This window comes from Cutibacterium sp. (assembly GCF_030525615.1).
In the GTDB taxonomy this organism is placed as follows: Bacteria; Actinomycetota; Actinomycetes; order Propionibacteriales; family Propionibacteriaceae; genus Cutibacterium.
In genome coordinates, this window is record NZ_JAUNEJ010000003.1 from 95,265 (window position 1) to 120,273 (window position 25,009).

Genomic DNA, 25,009 nt, shown 5'->3' on the forward strand with positions numbered 1-25,009 from the left:
GGGCGTGTGACGTCACCGGAAAGGCCGGTGTGAATGACCAAGGAGGTCGCTATGAAACATCTCAACACTGTTGCGTCCGTAGTCCTGCCACTCATGGCCGGCGTCCCACCGGTCGACGAAAAACACGACGAAAGAGGACTCAGTCAATCGACCGAAAACGCCATCCTGCTGGTGGGGGCGGTGTCCATTGCCACTGTCGTCGTCACCGTCATCAAAGGATATGTGACGTCAAACCTACCGAAGTGAGGCAGGCGCACCGACGAGTCCGAGAGCGCGGAGTGTCAGAATCTGTGCAGTGGTCGCTGGTTTGGCCGGTGGTTCTGCTTGTCGTGGTCGGGGTCGTCCAGACAGCAGTCGTGCTGCAGGCCCGGGCCACAGCCACCGAGGCGGCCCGGGCAGCGGTTCGCGTGCAAGCCCTACGTGGTTCCCACCCCGGTGAGGCTCACAATGTCGCCCGTGACATGGTTCAAAACTCTCCATTGGTCGGTGTCACGGTACGGGTATCGCGCACGGATTCCCTGGTGCGTGTGGATGTCGAGGGCAAGGCGGCGACCGTGTTTGGTGCCGTCGTGCCGGTCAAAGGTCACGCCGTCGCTGTCGAGGAGGAAACATGATTCGACCTGCTCAGCTGCGGGGAGCCCAGCGCGGTGCGGTCGCCGTCGAGGCCGCGCTCATCTTGCCCGCTGCGCTCATGATCGCCGCAGTCACGGCCGGGGGTTGGCGGCTGTCTGAAGTGCGGGCCGATGCCCAGTCAGCGGCGGAAGTAGCCGCTCGCGCCGGGTCTCTCGCCCCGACAGTCAGCCAGGGCAATGCGGTGGGTCAGCGCGTCGCACAAGCCGAGCTTTCCGGTACGCGGTGCAGTGATTCCGTCATCACCATCGATTCATCGGCTCTTACCCGGCCCGTCGGGTCCACCGGATTCACCTCGGTTCGGGTGAGGTGCACCGTCAGGCTCTCTGACCTTCTGGTTCCGGGAATGCCGGGAGCTGTTCACGTCGAGTCGACGGCACGGTCCACCGTCGACAGTCATCGGGAGCGACACACATGAAGATTCTTGCCGCCCGACTGCGCGGACTCGCGGCTTTCATGGCCCTCATTGTCCTTGTCGCAGGTTCCCCGGCCGCCCTGGTGGCCTGGGGACGCTTCGACGCCGCCACCATGCTGCGGCCATCAAGGTGGCTCACACCTGATGACGGGACGATCTTTCTGGGAATTGCCACCATCGTCGGCTGGCTGGCATGGACAGTTTTCACGGTATGTGTGATTGCCGAGGCCGTCGGGTTGGCGACCAGTCAGCGTCATCACGTCAAGCTTCCCGGACTTACCACGGTTCAGGGCATTGCCGCAGGACTCCTGGTCGCGAGTTTGACGGTGCTGTCCCCTTTGACGCGCTCAACCGTCCCTCCTGCTGCGGTGCCGATCGTGGCTGCGGCCAGCGCGGCACCCCAGCCTGCCGAAGACGTGCAGACGGCCACGGAATCCGCCGAGGTTGACGAAAAAGTCATGACGGTCACCGTCGGCCCCCATGACGACCTGTGGAAGATAGCCGAAACCTGGTACGGCGACGGCACGTCCTGGCGGCGTATCGTGGCCGCCAATCCCGGGATCGACGTCGATCACCTAACCGCCGGTCAGGAGCTTGCCCTACCGAGGGTCACCATGAGAGTCCCCACCGGGCATACGGGTGCCGGTCGGCCCCTCGACGCCGACGAACTCGACCAGCTGGCCCCGAGCGCTGACAGCCGTGACGTCCACACTGTCACCGTGAAAGAGGGGGACACCCTCAGCGGGCTTGCCCGAGAGTGGCTCGGTGATGCTTCAGCATGGCCGAGTCTCTGGCACGCCAATGAGGGAATCATCGCCGATCCCGGACACATCGAACCTGGCTGGAAGCTCATCGTGCCAGGTTCACAGGCTACACAAGCAGAGCCTAAACAAGCAGAGTCAAAGCAATCAGCGCCCGCACAACCAAGGTCAAAACAAGCACGGACCACGCAAGCACAGTCGAGATACGCCGCCTCGTCGCCAGCACCCATCAAAGCTGCCGTAGACGAGCTGGGGGAGCACGATGAGGCGGCCCTCGAGGCCGGTGACACGGCCCTCGACCGCGGCGAGTCTGGCAGTGAACCGCATTCGATCTCACAACCGGAGCAAGTGATGGCCTCTGCCGCGAGTGGTCAGGACCCTGCTGAAATCCTTCGTACTGGGTTGGCTGGCCTGAGCCTGTTCCTGGCCGGGGGTATTGCGGGCACGCTCGCGTCTCGACGCCAGCAGCAGCTTTTCATCCGACCCCTGGGCCGCCGGATTCCCGCCGTGTCAGGAGCGCCCCGTCGAGCCAAACACATACTCGACACCGCAGCCGATCAAAGGACATGCGGCGACGACAATGCCGACTCCATGACGCCCACAACCGTCGTGTTGGGGACCATCGATCCACGCACACCAATGTTGCTGGACCTCGCCGATACCGGTGGCCTGCTGGGGATTGACGCCGACGCCGAGGTGGCCAGCGCAGTGGTGGCTTCGATCAGCTTGTCCCTTGTTGCAGCACCATGGTCTGGCGGAATCGACATTGTTGCAGTCGGCGACGACCTTGCCTGGCTCTCACGGGCCGGAAGTGACGACGTGCAATGCGCCGATGCCGACGAAGTTGTGGAAGGATTGTCCGGTCTGGCTGATATTTCCCGGCACCCATCCATCACCAGGGTCGTGCTGTCCTCCCAGCCGCTCGACCTTCCAAATCCGTCGTCCCTGGCCGCAGCCGGAATTGTCGTCGTCATGCCAAGTAAACGTGGTTGCAGTGTCGTCGTCACCGATTCTCATCATGCCGAAGTGGACGGCCAGGCTTTCACACCCCAGATCGTCACCACGCCCATGCGTCGCGCTGTCGTCGAGCTGCTTGAAACCACCGCCAGAAGCGACACCGAGGCCGCCGGTTGGTGGGAGCCCCGGCGAGGGGAGGATATGTCCAGCCCTCCGACGGTGATGGCCGAGACCTGCACCGTCTCCAGTGATACCCACACGACCGTCGAGGAGGAATACGTGCTCACGCCAACTGCTCCCAGTGATGTCGCCCGGTTGCCCGTCCCCGCCGGTCAGGTGCCCTTTCCTGTCCTGCGTCTGCTCGGCCCGGTCGATTTGGTGGGAGCTCGAGGAAACCCTCCTACCAAGGCGCGGCGGCAGTGCCTTGAATACTGTGCCTGGCTGCTGTGTCATCCCGGGGCACGGTCGGTTCAGATGGCTGATGCACTCATGGTTGCTGAGCCGACGCGACGATCCAATGTTTCCCGACTGCGGCGCTGGTTGGGAACCGACGACGACGGCCAGCCGTACCTGCCCGAGGGCTACGACGGTTCCCTGCGTCTGGCAGAGGTCGTCAGCAGCGACTGGGAGCGGCTTGAACTCCTCGTCGCCGGAGGAATTGCGACGGCTCCGCTAGCCAACCTCATGTCGGCCTTGGATCTGGTTCGAGGTGCCCCGTTGGCTGATGCCGCTCCCGGTCAGTGGCACTGGGCTGAGGAGTGGCGTATCGACATGATTCAGATGATTCGCGACATCGGCGTGGAAGTTGCCCGTCGTGCCATGGACGCTCGGGACTTTGACCTGGCCGCTCGGGCGTTGGCGCGTGCCACGGTCGCTTGCCCTGAGGACGAGGTGCTGTTGGTGGCGCGGATCAAACTTGCCGACGAACTCGACGATCGCGGCGAGGTCGAACGGCTGGTGTATGTGTTGTCCCGGCAAGCTCGCCGACTCGGCGTCGATCTGTCAGAGGAGACGATTTCGGTACTGCAGGAGGTGATGGAAGGCCATGTACGGGCCCGGGTGGTGTGAGTTACTGTTCCGGGTTGCGGGTGGAGAGGCCTCCCATGGCGCTGCCCTTGTCGAAAACGTCGTCTCCATGTGCGCGGGTGGCTAGGGTGAAGACCCCGGCCACCACCAGATAGGCCAGTGCCAGGCCGATCATGTGCGGCCCAGATAATCCATGCACCGGCAGTACCAAGGCTGCCAGGGCAGATCCAGCTACGAATAAGGCGTTGTAAACCATGTCATAGGCGATGAAGACCCGGCCTTTGTAACCGTCAGAGATGTGGGCTTGGCATATGGTGTCGGCTCCGGCCTTGAGGGATTGGGCGAACAGACCGATGAAAAAGCCGGCGACCAGCAGACCCCAACGGTTCGCGATCGCACCCGGGAAAGCCTGGATGACGGCGGTGCCGACCAGCAAGCTGATGAGGGCTTTCCTCATGCCGAACCCGTGTACCAATATCGGCATGAATCCGGCTGACAAGACGAAGCCGGCCCCCATCGCGACCGCCCACACCGTCATGTCAGCCATGGCCCCGTTGATGTCGGATTGCACATGGAAACGGTTTCGGTAACCGAGGATCATCGCCACCGAGTACACCCCGAACAGTGCCCGCTGGGCACCGATGAGTGTCAAGGCGTGGCCGACCAGGGGTACTTTGCCCAGGTATCGGAATCCGTCCACGATCTCTCCGGCGACGGCACGTATCGTTCGGGAGCGGTCTACCAGCGGCGGCCCGAGTTCCCGTCGTGAGAACTGCAGACCGAGTGCCACCGAGATCGCGAAGAGCACTGCCGAGATGCAGAAGATGATGGTGTCGGCGTGGTGAACCGGCATGTAGCGCCCCGCAATCATGCGGACGGCCGCTGCGACGACGGCGCCGATCATGAGTCCCAGCGGGCCGATTGTCGGCATGATCGACGACGCCGTCAGGTAGTCGCGTTTGTCGATGGTGTACTCCAGCCCGGCCACCAAGGCGGTCAACAGGAACCGGTTGAGGCTCATCGCGATGAGTAACCCGATGAGTAGGGCTAGGTGGGAGGGTCTGTCGCGGGCACCATCCCAGACCAGTATTCCCAGCCCGATCGCGATGAGGCAGCGCAGACCGTCGGTGTAGACAAGGATTCGCTGGCGTGACCATCGGTCGAGGACGACAGAAACAAAGGGTCCGATGATGCTGAAAGGCAGCAAGGTGATGGCCAGCACCATCGCGATCGACCAGGCGTCGGGCTGCTGTTCAGGGGAAAGCAGAACATAGGAGGCCATCCCGACTTGTAGGGTGCCGTCAGCCGCCTGGGTGGCTACGCGGACTCCGAGAATCTTTCGGAAGTCGTGGTGTCGCCACAAGTGGCGCAGGTTCTGCCAGAACACATGGTCTCCTTCAGGGCCGGCCTGTCTCGATCCTAGAGGGTCGTTTGACGCAGACCTGAATGCACATTGCTGCCTGTGACCGTAAGGAGAATCTGGACCATGATCGCTCGCCGAGTGTTTCGGCGCCAGGGCATGGCGGCCGGTAGGTAGTGGTGCCATAGAGTGGTTGTCCATAAGAACGTTCCGATGACCTGACAGCGCGCGATGATTGGAGCTATGACAATGAAGTCGGATCTGGACATTGCTCGTGAGGCCCACCTTGACCCCATTGAAAAGGTGGCGGCCCGAGCCGGTATCGACGAGAAGTACCTCGAGCACTACGGGCGTGATGTCGCCAAGGTTGATCTTGAGTTCATCAAGGACAACAAAGATCACCCGCGCGGCAAATACGTCGTCGTCACGGCTATCACCCCTACCCCTCTTGGCGAGGGTAAGACGACCACCGCTGTGGGTCTGGCCCAGGGGCTGGAAAGAATCGGCAAGCGCACTGTGTTGGCTTTGCGTCAGCCCTCGATGGGTCCGACCTTTGGTATCAAGGGTGGTGCCGCTGGTGCCGGGTATTCCCAGGTGCTGCCCATGGAGAAGCTCAATTTGCACCTGACCGGTGATTTTCACGCCATTGGCGCGGCCCACAACTTGCTGGCTGCCATGATCGACAACCATCTGCACCACGGCAATGATCTCGACATCGAGCCGCACTCAATCTCGTGGCGTCGCGTGGTCGACATCAATGATCGTGCCTTGCGCAATGTCGTCGTTGGTCTGGGATCGCGGATTGACGGTGTACCTCGCCAGAGCGGGTTTGACATCACCGCAGCCAGCGAGGTCGGCGTCATTGTGGCACTGGCTACCTCGTTGTCGGACCTGCGCGCCAGATTGGGCCGCATTGTCATCGGATACACCCGCTCCAAAGAGCCGGTGACCGCCGAAGACCTTCATGCTGCCGGATCAATGGCCGTCATCCTCAAGGACGCCATCAAGCCGAATCTGTTGCAGACCACCGAAAACAGTCCGGTACTTGTCCATGCTGGGCCTTTCGGCAATATCGCCACGGGGAACTCGTCGGTGATCGCCGACCGCGTTGGTATCGGATGTGGTGATTATCTTCTGACGGAGGCCGGGTTCGGTGCGGACATGGGGGCTGAGCGGTTCTTCAACATCAAGTGCCGAGTTGGAGGAATGCGTCCGGACGCCGCCGTTCTTGTTGCCACCGTGCGTTCCCTCAAGACCCATGCCGGCCGCTACAAGGTCGTTCCCGGAAAACCGCTACCCCCGGCCATGCTCGAGGACAATCCCGACGACGTTCTCGCTGGTGCCGCGAACCTGCGCAAACACATTCAGATCGTCCGCGATTTCGGCGTCTCTCCGGTGGTGGCCCTCAACGTCTTTCCGAGCGATCATCCCGACGAGATCGACGCTGTTCGCGCGGTTGCTGAGGGTGCTGGTGCCCACTTTGCTGCTTCGACCCACGTGGTCGATGGCGGCGAAGGTGCCGTTGATCTGGCTCGCGCAGTCGTCGCGGCGTGTGAGCAGGACACCGACTTCCACTACACCTACGATCTCGAGGACTGCCTGACCGACAAGCTCGCCAAGGTGGCCACCAAGGTCTATGGGGCTGACGGGGTTGACGTTTCCACGGCAGCTGCCAAGGAACTGGCCCACTTCGAGGACCTCGGCTACGGAAACTTCCCGGTCGTCATCGCCAAGACCCACCTGTCCCTGTCCCACGATCCGTCCCTCAAGGGGGCACCGACCGGGTGGCGGCTGCCCGTCCGCGAGGTCAGGGCCGCTGTGGGCGCGGGGTACATCTACGCGATCTGTGGTGATATGCGCACCATGCCGGGTTTGGGCCGTCATCCAGCTGCCGAGCGTATTGACATTGACGACAACGGCGAGACGGTCGGGCTGTTCTGATCGACCGGGCTGTTCTGATCGACGCCGATAGGCGGGGCTGAGGACATCATTCCGCAGCCCCGATGTCATGTTGAAGGAAGTGTCGTCGGGGAAGTGTTGTCGTGCTGGGGAATCAGCGTCCCTCGGCAGGTGGGGGAGTGGGATGTTCCAGCACACAACCCACGGGACGTCCGGTTACGAGGGAGCCGTCATGGACGAACCCCTCTTCCCGGCCAGTGAGTTCGGCAATGAGAAGACGGCGACCGTGGTCGAGCTGATGGGCATGGCTGGGATCGTCGGACAGGTCGTGGAGCTGGCGCGGGTCCGCTTTGAGGTCGAAGAGTTGCTCCTTGCCGGACCCGGACATCCAGATGTACTGGTAGTTGTCCCACCAAATCCACTGCAGCGACTGGTTGAGCAGGAAATGCTCGCCGTGAAGGTGGGTGCGCCACGACGACTCGTTGCGCAGCAGCGGCAGGATCGAGCGTCCCTCAACACTGTCTGGGATGTCCACTCCCGCGCAATCGAGCAAGGTGGGCATGACGTCACGGAGCTCAACCAGCTCGTCGACCTTGGTACCAGGGGTGATACCCGGCCCTGCTAGCAGGAACGGGATATGGGTCGACCCCTCGTAGGGGTAGCCCTTTCGCCACAGATGATGGTCTCCCATCATGTCTCCGTGGTCGGAGATGAAGGCTATGTAGGTGTTGTCAGCCACCCCGAACTCGCCCAGAACCTGGCGCAGCCGACTGATCTGGGCGTCGATGTGGGTCATATTGCCGTAGTAACCGGCCATGGCTCGGGCGATGTCGCGGGGGCGGTACTGAGCGACCAGGCTCGTCGGATCGGCGTCGTTGCGCCAGGTGTTGAAGGTGTCCGACCAGTCTCCGACCGACGGTGGTCGCAGCGGAGCACCGTTGTAGCGGTCGAACGCCCACTGCGGCGGATCGTAGGGGGCGTGGGGACGGTGGAAGGACAGGTAGAGGAAGAATGGAGTCGTGGGGTCGCGGCGGTAGAGCCACCGGGTTGCCTGGCTGACGGCCCAGTTCGTCGGGTGCAGCCGTTCGGCCTTGTCCCAGGGGCGGGCCACCATGGAATTGCACTCGACACCATCGTCGATGTAGTCCTCGTCACTGGCTGTGCCGGTCTGGTCGCGCAGCCACACCAGGTAGTCGTCGTAGCAGGCGGGGTCACGATGACGCTTGCGGGAATAGTGCAGGTACCCGTCGTGGAGCTCAACCTCATCGAATCCAATGCGATTGCGCTCGGGCCAGTAGTGCATTTTCCCGATAGCGCGAGTCTGGTATCCGGCTTGCGAGAAGGCCGAGGGCAGGGTGTCTTCGATGTCGAAGGGGACACCGTCCTGGTAACCGACTCGACGATGGGACCCAGCCGAAAGCCCCGTCATGAGGGCCATCCGGGCCGGGACACACGTCGGGGTGGCTGAGTAGGCCCGCTCCACGACAGCTCCCTGAGTGGCGAGTTGGTCGAGGTAGGGCGTTTCGACGTCGGGGTGGCCCTGACCAGATAGGCAGTCACCCCGCCACTGGTCGGTACAGATGAGGACGACATTGGGGCGGTCAGCCGGTGATTGTCTGTGGTGGTTGTTCATGATGTGCCTAGCTTATTCTCACTTAATTCCGGTCATCGTGATGCCCTGCACGATGTAACGCTGGGTTGCCACGAAGAGGGCACACACCGGGACGAACAGCATGAGGGAACCCATGGCCGTCAGGTTCCACAACGTGAAACTCTCGCGGTTGAAAGACGACAGCCCAATGGTGATGGTTCGCATGGCTTCAGACTGGGTGGCGATCAGAGGCCAGAGGAACTCGTTCATCTGGAAGACGAATGTGAACAGTCCCAACACCATCAGAGACGGCTTGTTCTGGGGCAGCACGATCGACCGATAGATACGGAGTTCTCCGGCGCCGTCGACTCGGGCTGCTTCAACGAGGGAGTCTGGAATGCCTGACATGGACTGGCGCATGAGAAAGATCGAGAATGCGCTCATCAAGAAGGGCGTGACGAGACCTTGGTAGGTGTCTAACCATCCAATCTGACTGAATTTGACGTATAGCGGGATCATTCGAACAAAGAACGGAATCATCATCGTCGACAAAATGAGAACAAAGAGAACGTTCTTGCCAGGGAACTGAAATTTCGCGAAGGCATAGCCGACCAATGGCGCGAAGATGAGGTGTGACAGGGTGATGAGGCCGGCGACGAGGATTGAGTTGAAGAAGAACCTGCCGAATGGGGCAGCATCAAAGAGGCGAGTGATGTTAACCCATTGCCACGAAGATGGGATGATAACCGGTCTTCCTCCGGTCGCCTCCGAGTCTGACTGGAAAGCCAGGCTCACCATGTACACGAGTGGGGCTATCGCGATGAGTGCTGCAATCCACACGAGAATGAGCGAGATAACTCTCGCCCCGGGGAAGAGTTGCTCGGATCGGTGTCTAGCTTGGGCTGATGTCGTGCTCACAGGATTGCCTCCTTCTTTCTCCCTACCCGCAGCTGAACCATCGAGAGAGCGATGATGACAACGAGCAGCAGGAAAGACATAGCAGACGCATATCCCAGGTTTCCGCTGGTGAAGGTCTCGCGATAGACCTGATACACGTATAGAGATGTCTCATTTCCCGGTCCGCCATTAGTGACGATGTATGGCAATCCGAATTGCTGGAGTGAACCGATCATTCCAACGAGAACAACAAATAGCGTCGTCGGTGCCAGCATTGGAAGAGTGATTTTCCAGAACTGTTTTGAAACGGAAGCGCCGTCAATTCTTGCAGCCTCGTAAAGCTGGGGGTCAATCGACTGAAGGCCAGCTAAGAAAAGCAACATGGAGTAGCCAGACTCTTGCCATACTGCGATGCAGACGAGGGTGGCCAATGGTGCGGTCGTCAGCCAGTTTTGCTGCGGTAGTCCGAGACTACCGAGGATGGCATTCAGGACACCAGTGTTTGAGTCCAAGATGTTCCTCCACATCAAGCCAATGATGGCGACCGAGGTCATGTAAGGTGTCAGAATTGCTGTCCTCGCGATGGTACGGCCCTTGAAATTTTGATTGAGAATCAGAGCCAGGAGGAGGCCGATAATCGAGGACAGAATGAGACAGGAGAAAGCGTAGATGACCGTGATCCCAAAGGAATGCCACACGTCAGCGTCGCGGATGATGTCTACGTAGTTCTTTCCGCCCACTGGCGTCAGTTTGGTGAAACCCGTCGTGAAGGACAGCCTGAACTCGTCGATGATGGGCAGGAAAAAGAACAACGTGAAATATATCAAAGCAGGCGCTATGAACAGATACGCTGTCCGATAGCGACGCCAGGAGAGCTTGCGCCCACGTGGCTGCAAAGATGTCCCTTTCATTAGATTCACCTACTGAGAAGATTTCCCACCGTCTTGTTGTAGGTGGCGACCTCCGATTGGGGATCCTTATTGGACAAGATAACGTTTTCGTACATGACCTTGCCGGCGTCAGCAATCTTGGCCATGTTCTTGTTCGACCAGTAGGGCCGGTCTGCAGCAACGCCGATATTTCGAGCAGCAGCGACAACGCTCATGTTGGGGTCATTCTTCACGATGTCGGATTCTGCCCACGAGTTGCGAGAACATGGCATGGCGGCTTCCTTCGTCACCTGCTCTTGTACCTCAGCAGCAGTGAGAACCTTGATAAGTTCCCAGCACAGATCGGCGTTTTGGCTCTTGGTGGGGATCATGAGGCCAGAGCCGGCAATGGTGGTCTTCTGCTCCTTGTGTTTGAGAGGAGAACCAATTGTCAGTGGGAAGTTCTTGTCTTCAGTACGGACGGCTGATATGTCCCACGGGCCTGTGAGGATGAGGCCGCACCTCTTGGATGTGAAGAGCTTGCGAGAACCTGAGTACTCGCTGGATGCCACCGGTGCCGGGGAAACCTTGTGCTTGTAGATGAGGTCGCGCTGGAATGTGAGGGCTTCAACGGCGGCGTCAACAGGTTGCATCGGCGTTGACTTGTCCATTGTGTAGGTGACTCCGTTTTCCAGCAGCCACGGCGTACCGTAGGAACTGTCGTTGTTGAGGGCGCACCCGTATTCGACGCCCGTGGCCTGGATGCGTTTGGCGGCTTCCAGGAACTCCTCCCAGGTGGTGGGCATCTTCACTTTGGCCTTGGCAAGCATTTCCGAATTGGCGAAGACCAGTCCGCCCATAGTCAGATGCATCGGGATGGCGTAGGTCTTCCCGTCGGCTTGCCGGACGTCGAGGCCAGCAGGAACGAAGTCATCCAAGAATCCCTCCTCTTTCTTGATGTAGTCATCGAGGGCCATGATGTTGCCGTCGTTGCCGAATCGGGTCGCCCAGAATGTGCCTGGCTCCTCGGTGATGTCCGGGGTGGTACCGGAGAGGAAATCAGCGGTGAGCTTCTGCTGTAGATCAGACCACTGGAACGTCTGGATGGTGACTTTTACGTTGTGATCTTTTTCAAACTTAGAAATTACTCGCTTGTATGGCGGATAATCATGGCCGGCAGACAGGTAGAACAAGATTTCCTTGCCGGTTCGCTCACCTGAGTGCGAGGAGGAATCGTCAGACGAGCCGACTCCTGCGGAGGGGGAGCACCCAGTGAGGTTGCCGACTACGGCGGTTGAGCCGAAGGCAACAGCTCCGGCGAGAAGGGATCGGCGGGACAGGGGAGCGTGCAACATTGCAGTCTCTTTCGTGAGGTGATTCTTAGTTCGAGGTGCTTCCTCGAGAAAACAGCTTCCAGGGGACAGAAACCTGGCTGGCGTCAGCAGTCCCTTCGATTCGGTGCCAGAAATGGCGCATGATGTCGTCAATTTCTGAGACATCAAGGCCCAGCGAGCTCAAAGAGGGATCCATCTGTGTCGCTTCGGTGGAATTCCCAGTGCCGATGACGGCGATGTCTTTGGGGACCTCGATGTTGAGAGATTGAGCCGCAAGTATGAGGCCGATCGCAGTGCGGTCTGAAGCGCAATAGACGGCCTCGGGAAGAGGACTGGAGGTTTGAAATGCCTGAACTGCGGCGCGGAAGACGTCTCCTACGAAGGCGCTGGACGTAAAGAGCAGCTGAGGAACACGTCCATGGCTTGTCTGGAAGTCCCGGTACATCTGCCAGCGGGGATCACGTTCGCACTCTTCGCGTGTGCGGTCCTGGCCGGCGAAGGCAATGGAGGTCCTGCGAGCGTCCGCGAGAGCAGTCATGGCGCACGACACACCGTCGCGCTCATCGATGATGACGTGATCGTATCCTTTGGCACCGGGTTCACTACCGATGAGGAGAGTTGGTACCAACGCTTCGGGTTGGGCCTCGATGACCCGGGAGATGCCCGGGCGTGAGACGGCAACGATCGCGGCATCACACGCACGCGCCCTGATGAGCTTGTTGATGGGACTGATGTCACCATTGACGATCGCTACGGTGACGAGCTGGTAATCGTGTTCGGACAACCTTTGCGATGCCCGAAGTTGGAAACGTTCGACGTAGCGGTTCAACGGGGCGTCATGGAATAAGGCCACCGTGCGGGTTTTGCCCAGTCGCAGTGAGCTCGCAGCACGATTCCGCACGTACCCCAGCTCGCGGGCGGCTCTTCGGACCCGTTCTTGAGTTTCCGGGGTGAATCCCTCGGAGTGACGACTGTCTGACAACACGTATGAGGCCGTCGACACCGAGACCCCGGCACGGGCGGCTACGTCAACGAGTCCGATATGTGATCCCATGGGATGTCTCCTGCAAATAATCGGTCACCACTATGTGTCCAAGACTCAGAGTAGAGAGGGTAAAAGGTGTTGGTCAATCGTTTGAATCAAACGTTTGACCAAATGTGAAAAAGTAAACACTGTAACCAAGGTGTTCAGGGGGATACCGGCCATTTGACTGGTATGTCGTACCCTCGTCCCGTGACCAGCAAACGTGCCCAGGACGCCAAACGCCGCATTGACCTTGAGGAAGGGGAGCGACGTCAGGAAGCTGCCCGCGCCCAGCGGCTTATCGACGACTTCCTTGCCGCCGCCCGGTCCAAGGGCATGACCCCAGAACCGCTGCGTGCCCGGCTCATGGATGGCCATGAGGCGCGAACCGATAAACGAGGCTGGTACCTCAACGTCAAGCATTCCCTGGCCATCGGCGAGAACGGGGAGTACTACCAGCTCGTCGTCCCGGGCGGATTTCGGGAGCGGATACGTGGGGTCACGTTGGAACCATCGTTGCCTCCCATGCATATCGGACGTGGCGGACGCGACGGCGAAACTGGTGATCTCAAGGATTTTCTGGGTCGACTGCTGGCCGACTGAGGGAGGAATGTTGGCGTCCGGGGGCGGGTCGCTGCGAGGGTTGCGCAGATGATTCGAACCACTCCTGGCAGCGCAAACCCCGCTGCGGCTAACCGCCTCTCATGCTGCGGCGAGCAGCTCAGCACGATGGGTCCGCATGGCCCGACTCGCTCGTGAGCATTGGGCTCGCACCGCCTCTGGACTGGTGTGGTGGCGGCGCGCCGCAGAGGCGGAATCCAGGGCGTCCACCCACACACTGCGCAGCACCGGAGCACTGGTGGAGGTGATGATTCCCAACTCCTCGGCTGCGGTGAGCAATCCCGACGCCATCTGACCGGGACTCTCCGTCATCTCTGGCGCACTGATCTCCACGGTCTTAACCGGGGTTTCCTTGCTTGCGCTGCGTCGTTTCGCTGAGATGACGTGCAGGCACTCCAAAGCCATATTCATACACACCTTGTGGCTGCGGGTCAGGGGGAAACTGACGATAACCAGCCACGCCTGACTAACGTAGTCGTCCAGAGATGCCCGCCGATCCTTACTCGCCATGACGGTAAGGGCTGGCAGAACAGCCTGAAGTAACGCCATTCCGGCGAACTCCGATATGTGGTCAGCACCACTGCGAGCAGCGATGAGGGCGCGGACGGCAGCGGCGTCGTCGTCACGCAGTGTCGTGGGAAGCTCCTCGGGCTGGCACCCAGCGCAGATGAGACTGGCGTGCCAGGTGGCTCGTGAATGGGTACACAGCTGGACCCAATGGGAATTCAGACGGCTACGGATCGTTGTCATGGCAGCACCTTTCAGGATTGGCGGTGCCCCAAGTCCATCGAGGCGACGTTGCCCACGGTGTTGTCTGGCGCGGGAAAGGTGTTGTCCGTATCGACCCGAGTGTTGTCCGTATCGACCCGAGTGTTGTCCGGTGGCCCATCCCCAACACGACGACCGGCCGCGCCCAAACAGGTCACGGCCGGTCCTATTCACGAAGATCGTGAGATGGAACCCCGTCACGAAGATCGTGAGATGGAACCCCTCACTCGTCGGCTAGTGCTTCAGTGGGTGCGGCGACGGCTGCGCGCCGGCCCGGAAGAACCGAGGCAAGACACGACGCCACTAAGCAGATCGCGATGAGGCCGAGGGTCCATGGCCAGTCGATTGAAAAGCGCACTGAAATCTCCTGCGAGGCCGCCCGGAATACCGACCGAATACCCAACCAGGCGAAGTAGAACCCGGCCACCATGCCGACGATGACACCGACCATGCCGACCTGGATCGACTCGTAGAGCAGCATGAGTCGTAGCCCACGCCGCTGCATGCCCATGGCTCTCAGCAGCGCCGACTCGCGGCGTCTCTCCAGCACTGACAAACTCAAGGTGTTGGCCACACCGATGAGGGCGATGAGGACGGCGACGCCCAACAGAGCCGTCATGACGATGAGCAAGGCCTTGAGAATCAGCTCGATAATTCCGCCGATGAGGGCACCGCCATCAATGTTTGTGTGCTGTGAAGCGGAGACTGCATCCATCGACGACATCATCGCCGTCAGCACCGAAGCTAGATTGCTGCGGTCTTCAAGGTGAATCCAGATCGCCTGGTCGTCCACGGAAGGAATGATCCGGTTCAGGTCTTCCCCGCTCACCAAGATGCTCTTGTAGGGAAGCCCATTGACCTCCTTAACTTTGAGAGTCACCTTTCCGTTGCCGGACGGGAAGTCCATCGTCGTGGGCGTGGTGCCACCCATAGAGGTCATCAAGGCAACCCCGGACTCCATTTCCTGAGCAACCGAGGGCGCAACCTTGGCAATCTCATCCTTATCCGCCGAAATGACCTGGGTTTGGTCAGAGACGCCAGTCTTGACGAATCCGCCCTCGAGAATCACAGAGTCCCGGACGTTCGGCAGGTCATGCACGGCCTTGGCGGCTGACGGGTCTAAGGCCCCTGCCACTGGCTGCTGAGTATTGGGGTCAATGTCGGGAACGTTCGTGAAGGTAATGTCGATCGGGAAGTATTTGTTGATCTGATCCATGACCGTCGTGCGCGTCGTGGAGATACCAACCTGCAGGGTCACCGACAGTCCGATTGCCAGCATGAGGGCCACCGCTGTCAGAGAGGTACGGGTCGGATTGCGCGTGGCATTGGAGGTCGACAGCCGCGCCGTCGGCCCCAGCGGACGCAACAGAAATCCAAACCCCTTGATGAGCCAAGGCACATACAACGGCGCAGCGATGAGGACGGCCAAAGACAGGCACATGGCCGACACGATGGCCCAGCCGATAACCCCATCGCCTTCACCAGTGATTGCCTTGACAGAGGTGATGATTCCGATCACCGCGAGCACGGAACAGATGATGGTCCTCGCGACACCGATCTGACGCTTCTGCTCCACCGTCGGTACCGGGCGCAGCGCCTCCAGGGGAGCAACACGAGTCGCCCGAAGTGCCGGCAGGAAAGCGGCCAGAATGGTGATGATGACGCCGATGAGGAACTCAACAACGAGGTCTTTCCATGGCCATTCCAGCCCGAAGGCCAACGCTCCGGTATAGGCAGTACCGGCGACCGTCAGCACAATCCCGAGCACAATACCCAGGGCCGATCCGATAACGCCGAGCAGGATTGCCTCACCGAGAACTCGTCTCCTCACCTGGCTGCTCGACGCTCCGACAGCTCGCATGAGACCGATCTGACGGCGCCGCTGGGCCAACAGAATGAGGAAGGTCGTCGTGATGATGATTGCACCGACCAGCAGAGCAATCGCCCCGAAAACCATGAGCAGATACTTGGTGACGTCGAACCCTTCAGCCAGATCGGTGATGGTCTTCTTCTGATGATCGGCTGCGGTCAGGATCGTTGAGCCATGCTCCTCGCCGGTATTGAACTCGGGGGCGTTCTTGACAGTTGGCAGGGTCTTTTCAAGATTGGTGACGACCTGCTCGGGAGTCGTGTCGTCCTTGACCTTGATGACCCAGGTATCAAGGAGCTGGGTGACGTCCTCACTGCTGTAGCCCGGAGCGGTCTGCAAGGAATCCGAATCATCGGTGATTCCGACCACCTTGGTGTCCTGGCCGGTGATGTCGATGGTGTCGCCGACGCCCACGTGGAGTTTCTCAGCCGCCGCCTTGGACAGCGCGATCTCACCGGGGCCAGACGGCCAGTTACCTGAAGTCACCGAAGACCACCGGAACGGCTCAGCGGGGGTCTTGTGGATGTTAATCATCAGGGAATCGCGGCCATGAGAAGCCGCCACGGTGGTCGATTGAACGACGTCGACGTTCTGTACCCCGGAGGTGTCGCGGATCGCCTGGGTCATGTCCTCGGGATCAGCGTTGCCCGCGATGGCGTACACCACGACGTCGGCCTTCGAGGTGGCAACCGCCTGTTCCTTACCCAGAGCCATCCCCTGGGTCCGAATGAACATCGAGATACCGACCAGGAACCCGATTGACACCGCGATGGCAATAAGGGTTGCAGCCATCCTTCCGGGATGTTGGCGCAGCTGTCTGAGAGCCTCGTTGAACATCAGCCCTCCAATCCGGCCATCGCCTCGTTGACCGCTTCGGCGGTGGGGGATGTGATGTCGTCGACGATACGGCCATCAAGCAGCATGAGGACCCGGTCGGCATAGGACGCTGCCTTGGCGTCGTGGGTGACCATGATGATCGTCTGGCCCAGGTCGTCGACGCAGTGGCGCAGATAGCTCAGCAGATTCGCTCCCGACTTGGAGTCCAGGGCGCCAGTGGGCTCATCGGCAAAGACGACGTGCGGCTTGGTAATCATGGCTCGAGCACAGGCCACGCGCTGCTGCTGACCGCCCGACAGTTCGGAGGGACGGTGCTTGAGACGATCAGCGATACCCAGGCCGGTGATGAGCTGGTCCCACAAGGCCGCGTCGGGCTTGCGCCCGGCCAGGTCGAGGGGCAGGAGGATGTTCTCCTCGGCGGTCAGCATTGGCAGTAGGTTGAACGATTGGAAGATGAATCCTACGTTGTCGCGACGCAAGGTCGTCAGTTTGGCGTCGGGAAGGTTCGAGAGTTCCTGGCCAGCTAGGAATACTCGACCGGAGGTGATTCGGTCCAGACCGGCCAGACAGTGCATGAGGGTGGACTTGCCAGACCCGGACGGCCCCATGATCGCGGTGAAGGTGCCACGGGTGAAACGAACGTTGACCGAATCCAAGGCAGTGACCCGGGTCTCCCCGTCGCCGTAGACCTTGGTGAGGTCGATACCAGCGGCAGCGTCCGTTTCGACGGGAGTGTTCAACAGCCCGGGGGCCACAGAACGGCTTGCGGAGGCAGTACTGGAAGGGAGTGCGGCCGGGACGGCTTCGGCGGCACGAGCCGGTTTGTGATCTGGCCGTCCCCACGGCTGACTCGGCGGTTGCCCCTGCTCTTGGGGCGAGGAATCGGTCCACTCCGAAGGAACAGCGCGTCGCGGCGGCTGGAAGAACCCCGACTCGTCTGGGGTCGTGTGGTGTCGCCAGGGTTCTTTTGATTCGTAGGGTCGGTTCTGGTCGCTCATGATGCCTTTCATAGTTCCCGAAGAGACGTCGGCGGATGGACACCCCTGCACGCCTTGGGTGACATATATATATGTGATGTATTCGATGTCTTTGATGTCAGATGAGGCCGACGTCGTGGGCAAAAAGCACAAGCCCGACGCGATCTCGGCACTCCAGTTTCGATAATAGTCGACCAATGTGAGTTTTCACGGTGCCCTCTGCCATGTAAAGGGTTTGGGCGATTTCGGCGTTCGTCGCCCCCTTGGCGATTTCCACCAGTACCTCTCGCTCGCGGTCCGTCAGCACTGACAGTCTCTTGTCGGCGGCTTTCGGGTCATTGGGCAGGGTGGGGACAACGTAATCCAGCAGGCGTCGAGTGGCAGAGGGGGCTACGACTGCGTCACCAGCAGCGACATTGCGGATCGCGCTGAGCAACTCGGTGGGCCGGGCGTCCTTGAGAAGGAATCCGGAGGCACCGGCCTTGAGGGCGGCGTAGACATACTCGTCGAGGTCGAAGGTGGTGAGAATCAGTACTTTCGTGTCCAGCGGAGATGCCGTGATACGTCTCGTGGCCTCGACGCCGTCCATCTGCGGCATCCGGATGTCCATGAGAGCGACGTCAACTGGCATTCGACGCAGCACATCGAGAGCCTGGACTCCGTTCGACGCTTCCGCGACGACCTCCATGTCATCCTCGGCTTCGATGAGCATACGAAACCCGGAACGGACCAGAGATTGGTCGTCAACAAGGATGACGCGGATCGGGTCAGGCATGGCACCTCCATCTCATTGTCAGTAATGCTAGGGCCCTATGACGTTCTGTACCACCGAGGGGTATGGCAGCTTGGGGTCAATGCCCGATCGTTGGCATGGCGGACCATTATTCAGGTGTCCTCCACTTGTCAGTTGAGACTCGAAGAAGGCGTGCCATGGATGAACTTGTCAACCTCTGGGTCCGCAGGATTGTACTGGTCGCCGCACCAGGCTTGGGCGAAGCGCTCCAGACGCTGTTCAGTGGGACAAAAAGCAGGAAGCCGGTGACGGCACAGGCAATCTCGCCAACGGCTAGAGATGGGCCGGGTAGATCCGCCACGAACGCAACGATGAACACAATGAACGCAGGGAACAACGTCGTACCGGCCCCGATAATTGTTCTCGAGGTGATGACGCGTCAGATCACCCCCACGCATAGTCCCATAAGCGCCCACGCGCCGTTTAAAGCTAGCGTTATCACGGTAGGCACGTACAGATCCGTACGATTTAACACAGCGCGAACCTACCGTATGTCGGGACGATCGCGGGTCCCACGGTATGTTCGGACGTATGTCCGCAAGTGGTCGAGTTTCTTCTCCGATGCATCTTAATTCTTGACAGCCCCCTCTGAGATACCGGCGATGAGCTGTTTCGCGCCCACGGCAAGCACTGGAACGACGGCTATCAGCGACGACGCCGTCGGATGTGGCTCGGGTGACGTCCTGGCGGCAAGCCATAAGGCATATGTTTCATAGGCGGTATCGAACGCGCAGCTTTCTTGACCGTATCTCCACTAGAACGCAAAACCGCGTGTATAAGCGTATTGAGGTAGTATCGTGTAGGCGAGCGTGGGACGGTGTGAACAACGCCACTCACGTCCACATGATGGTCGCTGAGATAGCCACGGAGGTTCGTCTTCAGTAAACTAACTAAGACAGTACTCTGGTATCGATAATCCAATGATTCGTATACCACTGGCTAATTCTGTACTGTGTATGTGACTAAATTGGTCTCAAAGAGGAGGAGCACATGGGTATGCGAAAGCGCCTAGTTGGCGCGACGGCTGCTGTTATTGCGGCAGTTGTCGGATTGACGGCTTGTTCGGGCGGCGGTGGCGGCGCTGGTAACGAGAAGAAGGAAGCTTCCGGCACTATTGAGGTTGCCGCGATTGAAACTGCTTATGGTCAAGATGGCTGGAAAGCGGTGACAAAGGCTTTCACGGATGAGACGGGCATCAAAGTTGATCTTGTCATGGACAAGAAGCTTGAAGATGTCATTGGACCCAAGATGAAGGCAAATGACTACCCTGACGTCATTCATCTGGCCCAGGGGCGTGAAGCCGGACTTACGGAAACCTTCATCAAAGACAAGGGAATTGCCGATATCACGGATGTATTTTCGTCCAAGATTCCGGGCGAAGATGTCACAGTGAAATCAAAGCTCGTTGAGGGCTTCACGGGTAACACCCTGACAGATCCTTACGGTGGCGGTAAGACCTACCTTGCGCCGATGTTCTACACTCCGACCGGTTTGTACTATGACGCAAACCTCCTCAAGGAGAATGGCTGGGAGGCACCCAAGACCTGGGATGAGATGTGGGCTCTAGGCGATAAGGCCAAGGCCAAGGGCATCTACCTGTTCACCTACCCCACGGCAGGTTACTTTGACGCGTTCTTCTATGGTCTGCTCTACACCGTTGGCGGCCAGGAATTCTTCGACAAGGCCACGCACTTTGAAGAAGGCGTCTGGGACACCCCAGAGGCGCAGCAGGTGTTTGACATCATCGCAAAGATCGCCAAGTACACCAACCCGGTGACTCCATCGCAGGCCAACTCAGAGAACTTCACCGCAAATCAGCAGCTTGTTCTCGACCATAAGGCCATCTTCATGCCGAACGGTGACTGGGTCGTCGGAGAAATGGCTGACGCACCGCGCGCGAAGGGCTTCGAGTGGGCTAACATTCCGCTGCCCACCCTGAAGGCCGGCGATCAGCAGTACGCCTACACCTTCTTCGAGCAGGCCTGGATCCCCGCAAAGGCCAAGAATCAGGACGCGGCAAAGAAGTTCATTGCCTTCCTGTACAGCGACAAGGCTACCGAGGCGTTTGCCAAGGTCGGCGCTATGCAGCCCACCAAGAACGTCCAGAACTACATGGATGAGTCCAAGAAGGCTGTCTACGGCGTGTACGAGAATGGCGCTAAGGCCGCTATGGGAAATATGGCCTCGTTCAAGCAGATTGAGGGACTCGATTGGAAGGCTGTCTGGTTTGAGCCTATTAACTCGTTGGTCAGTGGCGACATGACTAAAGAACAATGGGTTAAAGGCATCAAGGAAGCCAGTGATAAGATCCGTCCGAATGTGCAGAGCTGAATTATGCCTGATCTGCTGATCGGAAGTTGCTGATCGCGCAGGTGTAAAGCATGTACGACAATGGGGGTGTTGAACGCATTTCGACAATACGTTATGTGTTCAGCACCCCCGGGTCGTGTCACTTTTATTTATTCATGTCATAAGGAAATTTGATGACGGACGACATTCACGCGGCGACATCGGGTTCACCGGATGAGCCGGCTTCACATCATGATCCATCCCCCGCTCGTGCCGCAGTTACGGAGCAAGCTACATCATCATCAGTGGCACCGACCTCGAATGTCGCGCCGCATCGCACCCGAAAGAGTCACGGTCACGCCAGACGCAGGTGGTTCGTTTCCCTCTGCGTCGCTCCTGCCACGATTCTGTTTCTCATCGTCCTGGTGTATCCGACGATCAAAGTGTTCTGGATGTCGTTCTTCCAGCGCACCGCGTATTCAGACACGCAGACATTCGTCGGTTTGTCGAACTTTCAGAAGCTGTTCCACGATCCAAACTTTGTGCGTTCGTTCCAGAACACGATTCTGCTACTCGTAGTTGTCACAATTGTTACGTTCGCTTTTGCGCTAGTGTTCGCCGCTATCCTTTCGCGGGAAAAGGTAAAAGGCGACAGCTTCTTCCGGGTTATCTTCTATATTCCTAATATCTTATCCATCGTTGTCGTGTCCGCGATATTTTCCGCGATCTACAAACCCGAAAACGGGCTTCTCAACACCATCCTTTCGTTGTTCAAGGGCGAACCGGTGCAGATCATGTGGAAGAGCGAGCGGCTCGTGATCTTGGCGTTGATTATCGCCATGGTGTGGCAGGCCATTGGTTATTACATGGTCATGTACATGGCGTCGATCTCTAGTGTTCCAGAGAGCATTTACGAAAGTGCATCGCTAGACGGTGCATCAAACTTTAAGCAGTTCTTCACGATCACTATCCCGATGATTTGGACGAACATCCGGACGACGCTCACGTTCTTCATCATTTCGACTATTAACATGGCCTTCTTGTTCGTGACAGCCATGACCGGTGGCGGACCAAACGGGGCGTCTGAAGTTGTTCTGACGTACATGTACACTCAGGCCTACACGAATGCGTCCTATGGTTACGGCATGGCGATTGGTGTCATGGTGTTCCTGTTCTCGTTCATCCTGGCTGCTTTGGTAAATAAAGTGACCGAACGCGACGTGCTCGAGTTCTGAATCGATAGAGTCCAACATGAAACGTATCAAGATTTACCGCATCTTCGTCTATGTGGCGCTAATTCTTCTCGCGATCTCGATCATTATTCCAGTGGCGTGGGTGTTCTTGGCATCCATTAAGCAGAACAAGGAATTGTACGGGAACCCGTGGACCCTCCCGGAAGGCTTCTACTTTAGAAACTTCGTCGAGGCATGGACAAACGCCCGTATGGGTGACTACATGTTCTCGTCGGTCATAGTCACCGCACTGGCGCTGGTACTGCTGCTCGTGATCGCGCTGCCTGCCTCGTATGTTATTTCTCGCTTCCAGTTCGCTGGAAGGCGGATTCTTCAGGTCGCGTTCATGGCTGGCCTGTTCATTAACATCAACTACATTGTCGTTCCGTTGTTCTTGATGCTGGCCGACGCAGATACGTGGCTGACGTCATTTGGATTAGACGGGTTCTTCCTCAATAACCGGTTTATTTTGGCATTGGTGTACGCGTCAAACGCGTTGCCGTTCACTATCTATCTGCTGAGCGGTTACTTCCAGACCCTGTCTCATGCGTACGAGGAAGCGGCATACGTTGATGGTGCCGGTTATTTCCGGACCATGGTGCAGATCATGTTCCCCATGGCGAAACCAGCTATCATCACCATCATCTTGTTCAACTTCTTGTCGTTCTGGAACGAGTACATCATTGCGATGACGTTGCTGACCGATCCCCATGGAGCCAAGACGCTTCCTGTCGGACTGCTTCAACTTACTCAGGCGCAGAACGCCAAAGCCGAGTGGGGCTATCTGTACGCTGGCTTAGTCTTGGTAATGCTACCTACGCTTGTTCTCTACATGTTGGTGCAAAAGAAGCTCACTCAAGGTATGACCCTGGGTGGCCTCAAGGGTTAGTTCAATTTGAGAGGACATTGAGATATGAGTAATTTCGCGAAGGACCACCCTAAGGCCCGACAGGTATACATTCTCGTCTTTTTCGTAGTGGGTTTATTTTGCGTCATTTTCGGGTGGACGTTCACCGGTGAAATGAAAGGGCTAGTTATCATGCTAGTGGGCACGGTGCTTTTGCTCGCGTCCCTCTTCGTGTACAATTCTGCCTTCAAAGATCGCAAAGTTAAGTAAGAACATCACGACAAGCTATGAGTTGTCGCGTAGCAAGACACCGGCGACTTCTAATGAGAAGCGCCTGACCGCATGACACCAGCTATGAGTCCGCGCGGGTACCACCTCGAATCAGAAGTGGTACCCGCGCGGACTTATGTGCGCACGTGGCCTCATACCCGCGTCATCCGGTGCCAGTTGACCCCCATCGCGGTCAGTCGGCGAGTTTGGGCCTCCAGGTCTGAGAGTGGTCGTGCGGGGTTGCCGGTCCACAGTTGTTCGGCGATTGATGTGCCACGGGGAAAAGCGGCGTCCTCGACTTGGGCGGGGGTTCGCAGGTATTCGGTCCATAGTTGGAACTGCCCGCCGAGGAGGTGCGGGGAGTCGACTGCCGCCAGGACGTCATGGAGTCCAGCCACGTCGTCCATGGTTGTGGGGGCGGCGATGGTGACCGGTGCTTGGGGTCCTGTTTCGATTCCGTAGTCAAGGTAGGTGTGGCGGACGGGTGCGGCAATGACGTCGTGACCGGCCGTGGCGGCGCGGGCGATGTCGTCGGCGTTGCGCCAGACCATGACAGTGACGTCTTCGGGAGCGCCGGCTGCGAGAACCTCGTCCCAGGCGATGACCTGGCGACCTGCTGCCGCGAGGTAGTCACAGATGTGGTGTTCGAACCATGCCTGAGCTTGCTGTGGCGTTGTGATGTCAAGTGTGGCGAGTCGGGTACGAGTGGGGGCGTGGGTGAACCATTCCTTGCCCGGGCATTCGTCGCCGCCGATGTGGATAGGTGAGGTCGGGAAGATGTCCATGACGGTGTCTAATGCGTCGCGGCAAAAGGCGAGTGCGTCGTCGGTGAGATTGATGTGATGTTCGGATACTCCGAACGCGGTGCGTGGGTGATCTATCGGCGTCCCGCAGCCCAACGCGGGGTACGCGGCGACTACTGACTCAGTGTGACCGGGTAAGTCGATTTCTGGGACGATCGTGATGCCGAGGGAGCGTGCGTGCCGATCGATGGCACGCAGCTCGTCGATGGTGTAGGCGCCGCCGTGGGGTATCTGGTCGTGGTCGGGAACGTCGTCACAATCGTTGGTGTCGGGTGGTGGTTGGTGGCCGCGTAGCGTTCCTGGGCGCCATGCTCCGACGGTGGTTAGGCGCGGCCAGCCACATACCGGTAGACGCCATCCTTGGTCGTCGGTGAGGTGGAGGTGCAGCCGGTTGAGTTTGTGCATGGACAGTACGTCAAGGAAGCCCATGATGAATGAGGCGGGCATGAAGTGTCGTGAGACATCTAGATGGGCTCCGCGCCAGGGGTAGTGGGGTTGGTCGACGATGGTTCCTTGGGGGAGTTGCAGGTCGGCCAGCCGCAGTGGGCCGGGACCGTATACCCATGGGGTGAGTAGTTGGAGCAGGGTCTGTATGGCCCAGCGTGTGCCTTGGGCGTCGCCACAACTGATGTGGATGCGGGTGTCGATGTCGATCCGGTAGCCCTCTGGCGGTTGGGCGGGATCGACGGTGGCGGTGAGGAAGGCGTCGTGTGATGGTGCGGGTACAACGTCGAGTGCTGGGGCTAGCCGTCTGGTGAGGAGGGTTATGGCGTCGGTGATTTCGGCGGGGCCGCTCCACGTCAGTACTGGTGGCAGCGGGCAGCGGTCCTCGGATAGTTGCACCTGGCGGGGCTGAGGGCATAGGCCTCGGATTACGTCGTCGGTAGTGGGCATCGTTGCTCCTTGCAGTATCGTCACTCAAGCTTACTGACAGAGGCC

At 59.1% G+C, this 25,009-nt stretch carries 20 protein-coding genes and 1 pseudogene; 9 read left to right on the forward strand and 12 right to left on the reverse strand.

Features of this window, described 5'->3' with window-relative positions:
* The first annotated feature begins 33 nt into the window (after window positions 1–33).
* The 4 genes from Q4B98_RS05970 to Q4B98_RS05985 are packed head-to-tail and all read left to right on the forward strand — an operon-like array spanning window position 34 to window position 3,831.
* On the forward strand, window positions 34–246 hold the full coding sequence (locus Q4B98_RS05970; RefSeq protein WP_303196212.1) for a hypothetical protein: 213 nt from the start codon (window positions 34–36) through the stop codon (window positions 244–246).
* 32 nt (window positions 247–278) lie between these two features.
* Entirely contained in the window at window positions 279–614 is a 336-nt protein-coding gene (locus Q4B98_RS05975; RefSeq protein ID WP_303196213.1) for a TadE/TadG family type IV pilus assembly protein, read from the forward strand.
* Window positions 611–1,048 carry a TadE/TadG family type IV pilus assembly protein gene (locus tag Q4B98_RS05980; RefSeq protein WP_303196214.1) on the forward strand — a complete coding sequence of 146 codons (438 nt, stop codon included), beginning with the start codon at window positions 611–613 and terminating at the stop codon, window positions 1,046–1,048. Before Q4B98_RS05975 ends, Q4B98_RS05980 begins: the two co-directional genes overlap by 4 nt.
* Window positions 1,045–3,831, forward strand: coding sequence for a LysM peptidoglycan-binding domain-containing protein (locus Q4B98_RS05985; RefSeq protein WP_303196215.1), 2,787 nt, complete (start codon window positions 1,045–1,047; stop codon window positions 3,829–3,831). The genes Q4B98_RS05980 and Q4B98_RS05985 overlap by 4 nt, the downstream gene beginning before the upstream one ends.
* Before the next feature lies 1 nt (window position 3,832).
* On the opposite strand, the gene Q4B98_RS05990 is transcribed toward Q4B98_RS05985, so the two are convergent.
* Window positions 3,833–5,176 carry an MFS transporter gene (locus Q4B98_RS05990; RefSeq protein ID WP_303196216.1) on the reverse strand — a complete coding sequence of 448 codons (1,344 nt, stop codon included), beginning with the start codon at window positions 5,174–5,176 and terminating at the stop codon, window positions 3,833–3,835.
* Window positions 5,177–5,380: 204 nt separating this feature from the next.
* Between Q4B98_RS05990 and Q4B98_RS05995 the strand changes: the two genes are divergently transcribed.
* On the forward strand, window positions 5,381–7,090 hold the full coding sequence (locus tag Q4B98_RS05995; RefSeq protein ID WP_303196217.1) for a formate--tetrahydrofolate ligase: 1,710 nt from the start codon (window positions 5,381–5,383) through the stop codon (window positions 7,088–7,090).
* A gap of 112 nt (window positions 7,091–7,202) precedes the next feature.
* On the opposite strand, the gene Q4B98_RS06000 is transcribed toward Q4B98_RS05995, so the two are convergent.
* From Q4B98_RS06000 to Q4B98_RS06020, 5 genes are read right to left on the reverse strand one after another with little or no spacing between them, the layout of a single operon-like run.
* Window positions 7,203–8,681, reverse strand: a complete 1,479-nt coding sequence (locus tag Q4B98_RS06000; RefSeq protein WP_303196218.1) for an arylsulfatase — start codon at window positions 8,679–8,681, stop codon at window positions 7,203–7,205.
* An 18-nt stretch (window positions 8,682–8,699) separates the two neighbouring features.
* Window positions 8,700–9,557: a carbohydrate ABC transporter permease gene (locus tag Q4B98_RS06005; RefSeq protein ID WP_303196219.1), complete on the reverse strand. Its 858-nt coding sequence runs from the start codon at window positions 9,555–9,557 to the stop codon at window positions 8,700–8,702.
* Entirely contained in the window at window positions 9,554–10,447 is an 894-nt protein-coding gene (locus tag Q4B98_RS06010; protein WP_303196220.1) for a carbohydrate ABC transporter permease, read from the reverse strand. Before Q4B98_RS06010 ends, Q4B98_RS06005 begins: the two co-directional genes overlap by 4 nt.
* Before the next feature lie 5 nt (window positions 10,448–10,452).
* The gene (locus Q4B98_RS06015) at window positions 10,453–11,760 is read right to left on the reverse strand and encodes an ABC transporter substrate-binding protein (protein WP_303196221.1); all 1,308 of its coding nucleotides are present in this window, start codon (window positions 11,758–11,760) and stop codon (window positions 10,453–10,455) included.
* 25 nt (window positions 11,761–11,785) lie between these two features.
* Window positions 11,786–12,793 carry a LacI family DNA-binding transcriptional regulator gene (locus Q4B98_RS06020; RefSeq protein ID WP_303196222.1) on the reverse strand — a complete coding sequence of 336 codons (1,008 nt, stop codon included), beginning with the start codon at window positions 12,791–12,793 and terminating at the stop codon, window positions 11,786–11,788.
* Between the two features lie 162 nt (window positions 12,794–12,955).
* Here Q4B98_RS06020 and Q4B98_RS06025 point away from each other — a divergent pair, with 162 nt between their 5' ends.
* Complete coding sequence (locus tag Q4B98_RS06025; protein ID WP_303196223.1) at window positions 12,956–13,366, forward strand: hypothetical protein; 411 nt, start codon at window positions 12,956–12,958, stop codon at window positions 13,364–13,366.
* Window positions 13,367–13,465: 99 nt separating this feature from the next.
* On the opposite strand, the gene Q4B98_RS06030 is transcribed toward Q4B98_RS06025, so the two are convergent.
* The 5 genes and pseudogenes from Q4B98_RS06030 to Q4B98_RS06050 form a co-directional block, all read right to left on the reverse strand.
* A complete protein-coding gene (locus Q4B98_RS06030) occupies window positions 13,466–14,134 on the reverse strand; it encodes a hypothetical protein (protein WP_303196224.1) in 669 nt (222 codons plus the stop codon).
* Between the two features lie 241 nt (window positions 14,135–14,375).
* A complete protein-coding gene (locus tag Q4B98_RS06035; protein ID WP_303196225.1) occupies window positions 14,376–16,859 on the reverse strand; it encodes an ABC transporter permease in 2,484 nt (827 codons plus the stop codon).
* A complete protein-coding gene (locus Q4B98_RS06040) occupies window positions 16,859–17,869 on the reverse strand; it encodes an ABC transporter ATP-binding protein (RefSeq protein WP_303196226.1) in 1,011 nt (336 codons plus the stop codon). Before Q4B98_RS06040 ends, Q4B98_RS06035 begins: the two co-directional genes overlap by 1 nt.
* Window positions 17,870–17,954: 85 nt before the next feature.
* A complete protein-coding gene (locus tag Q4B98_RS06045) occupies window positions 17,955–18,611 on the reverse strand; it encodes a response regulator transcription factor (protein WP_303196227.1) in 657 nt (218 codons plus the stop codon).
* A gap of 586 nt (window positions 18,612–19,197) precedes the next feature.
* Window positions 19,198–19,287: pseudogene (locus Q4B98_RS06050) on the reverse strand (carbohydrate ABC transporter permease); the annotation flags it as partial.
* Between the two features lie 332 nt (window positions 19,288–19,619).
* Between Q4B98_RS06050 and Q4B98_RS06055 the strand changes: the two are divergent.
* From Q4B98_RS06055 to Q4B98_RS06065, 3 genes are all read left to right on the forward strand, one after another.
* Entirely contained in the window at window positions 19,620–20,960 is a 1,341-nt protein-coding gene (locus Q4B98_RS06055; RefSeq protein ID WP_303196228.1) for a carbohydrate ABC transporter substrate-binding protein, read from the forward strand.
* Between the two features lie 152 nt (window positions 20,961–21,112).
* Window positions 21,113–22,153: a carbohydrate ABC transporter permease gene (locus Q4B98_RS06060; protein WP_303196229.1), complete on the forward strand. Its 1,041-nt coding sequence runs from the start codon at window positions 21,113–21,115 to the stop codon at window positions 22,151–22,153.
* A gap of 16 nt (window positions 22,154–22,169) precedes the next feature.
* Window positions 22,170–23,039 carry a carbohydrate ABC transporter permease gene (locus tag Q4B98_RS06065; protein ID WP_303196230.1) on the forward strand — a complete coding sequence of 290 codons (870 nt, stop codon included), beginning with the start codon at window positions 22,170–22,172 and terminating at the stop codon, window positions 23,037–23,039.
* A 380-nt stretch (window positions 23,040–23,419) separates the two neighbouring features.
* Here the strand turns inward: Q4B98_RS06065 and Q4B98_RS06070 are convergent, their stop codons facing one another.
* The gene (locus tag Q4B98_RS06070; RefSeq protein WP_303196231.1) at window positions 23,420–24,964 is read right to left on the reverse strand and encodes a beta-N-acetylhexosaminidase; all 1,545 of its coding nucleotides are present in this window, start codon (window positions 24,962–24,964) and stop codon (window positions 23,420–23,422) included.
* Window positions 24,965–25,009: the final 45 nt, after the last annotated feature.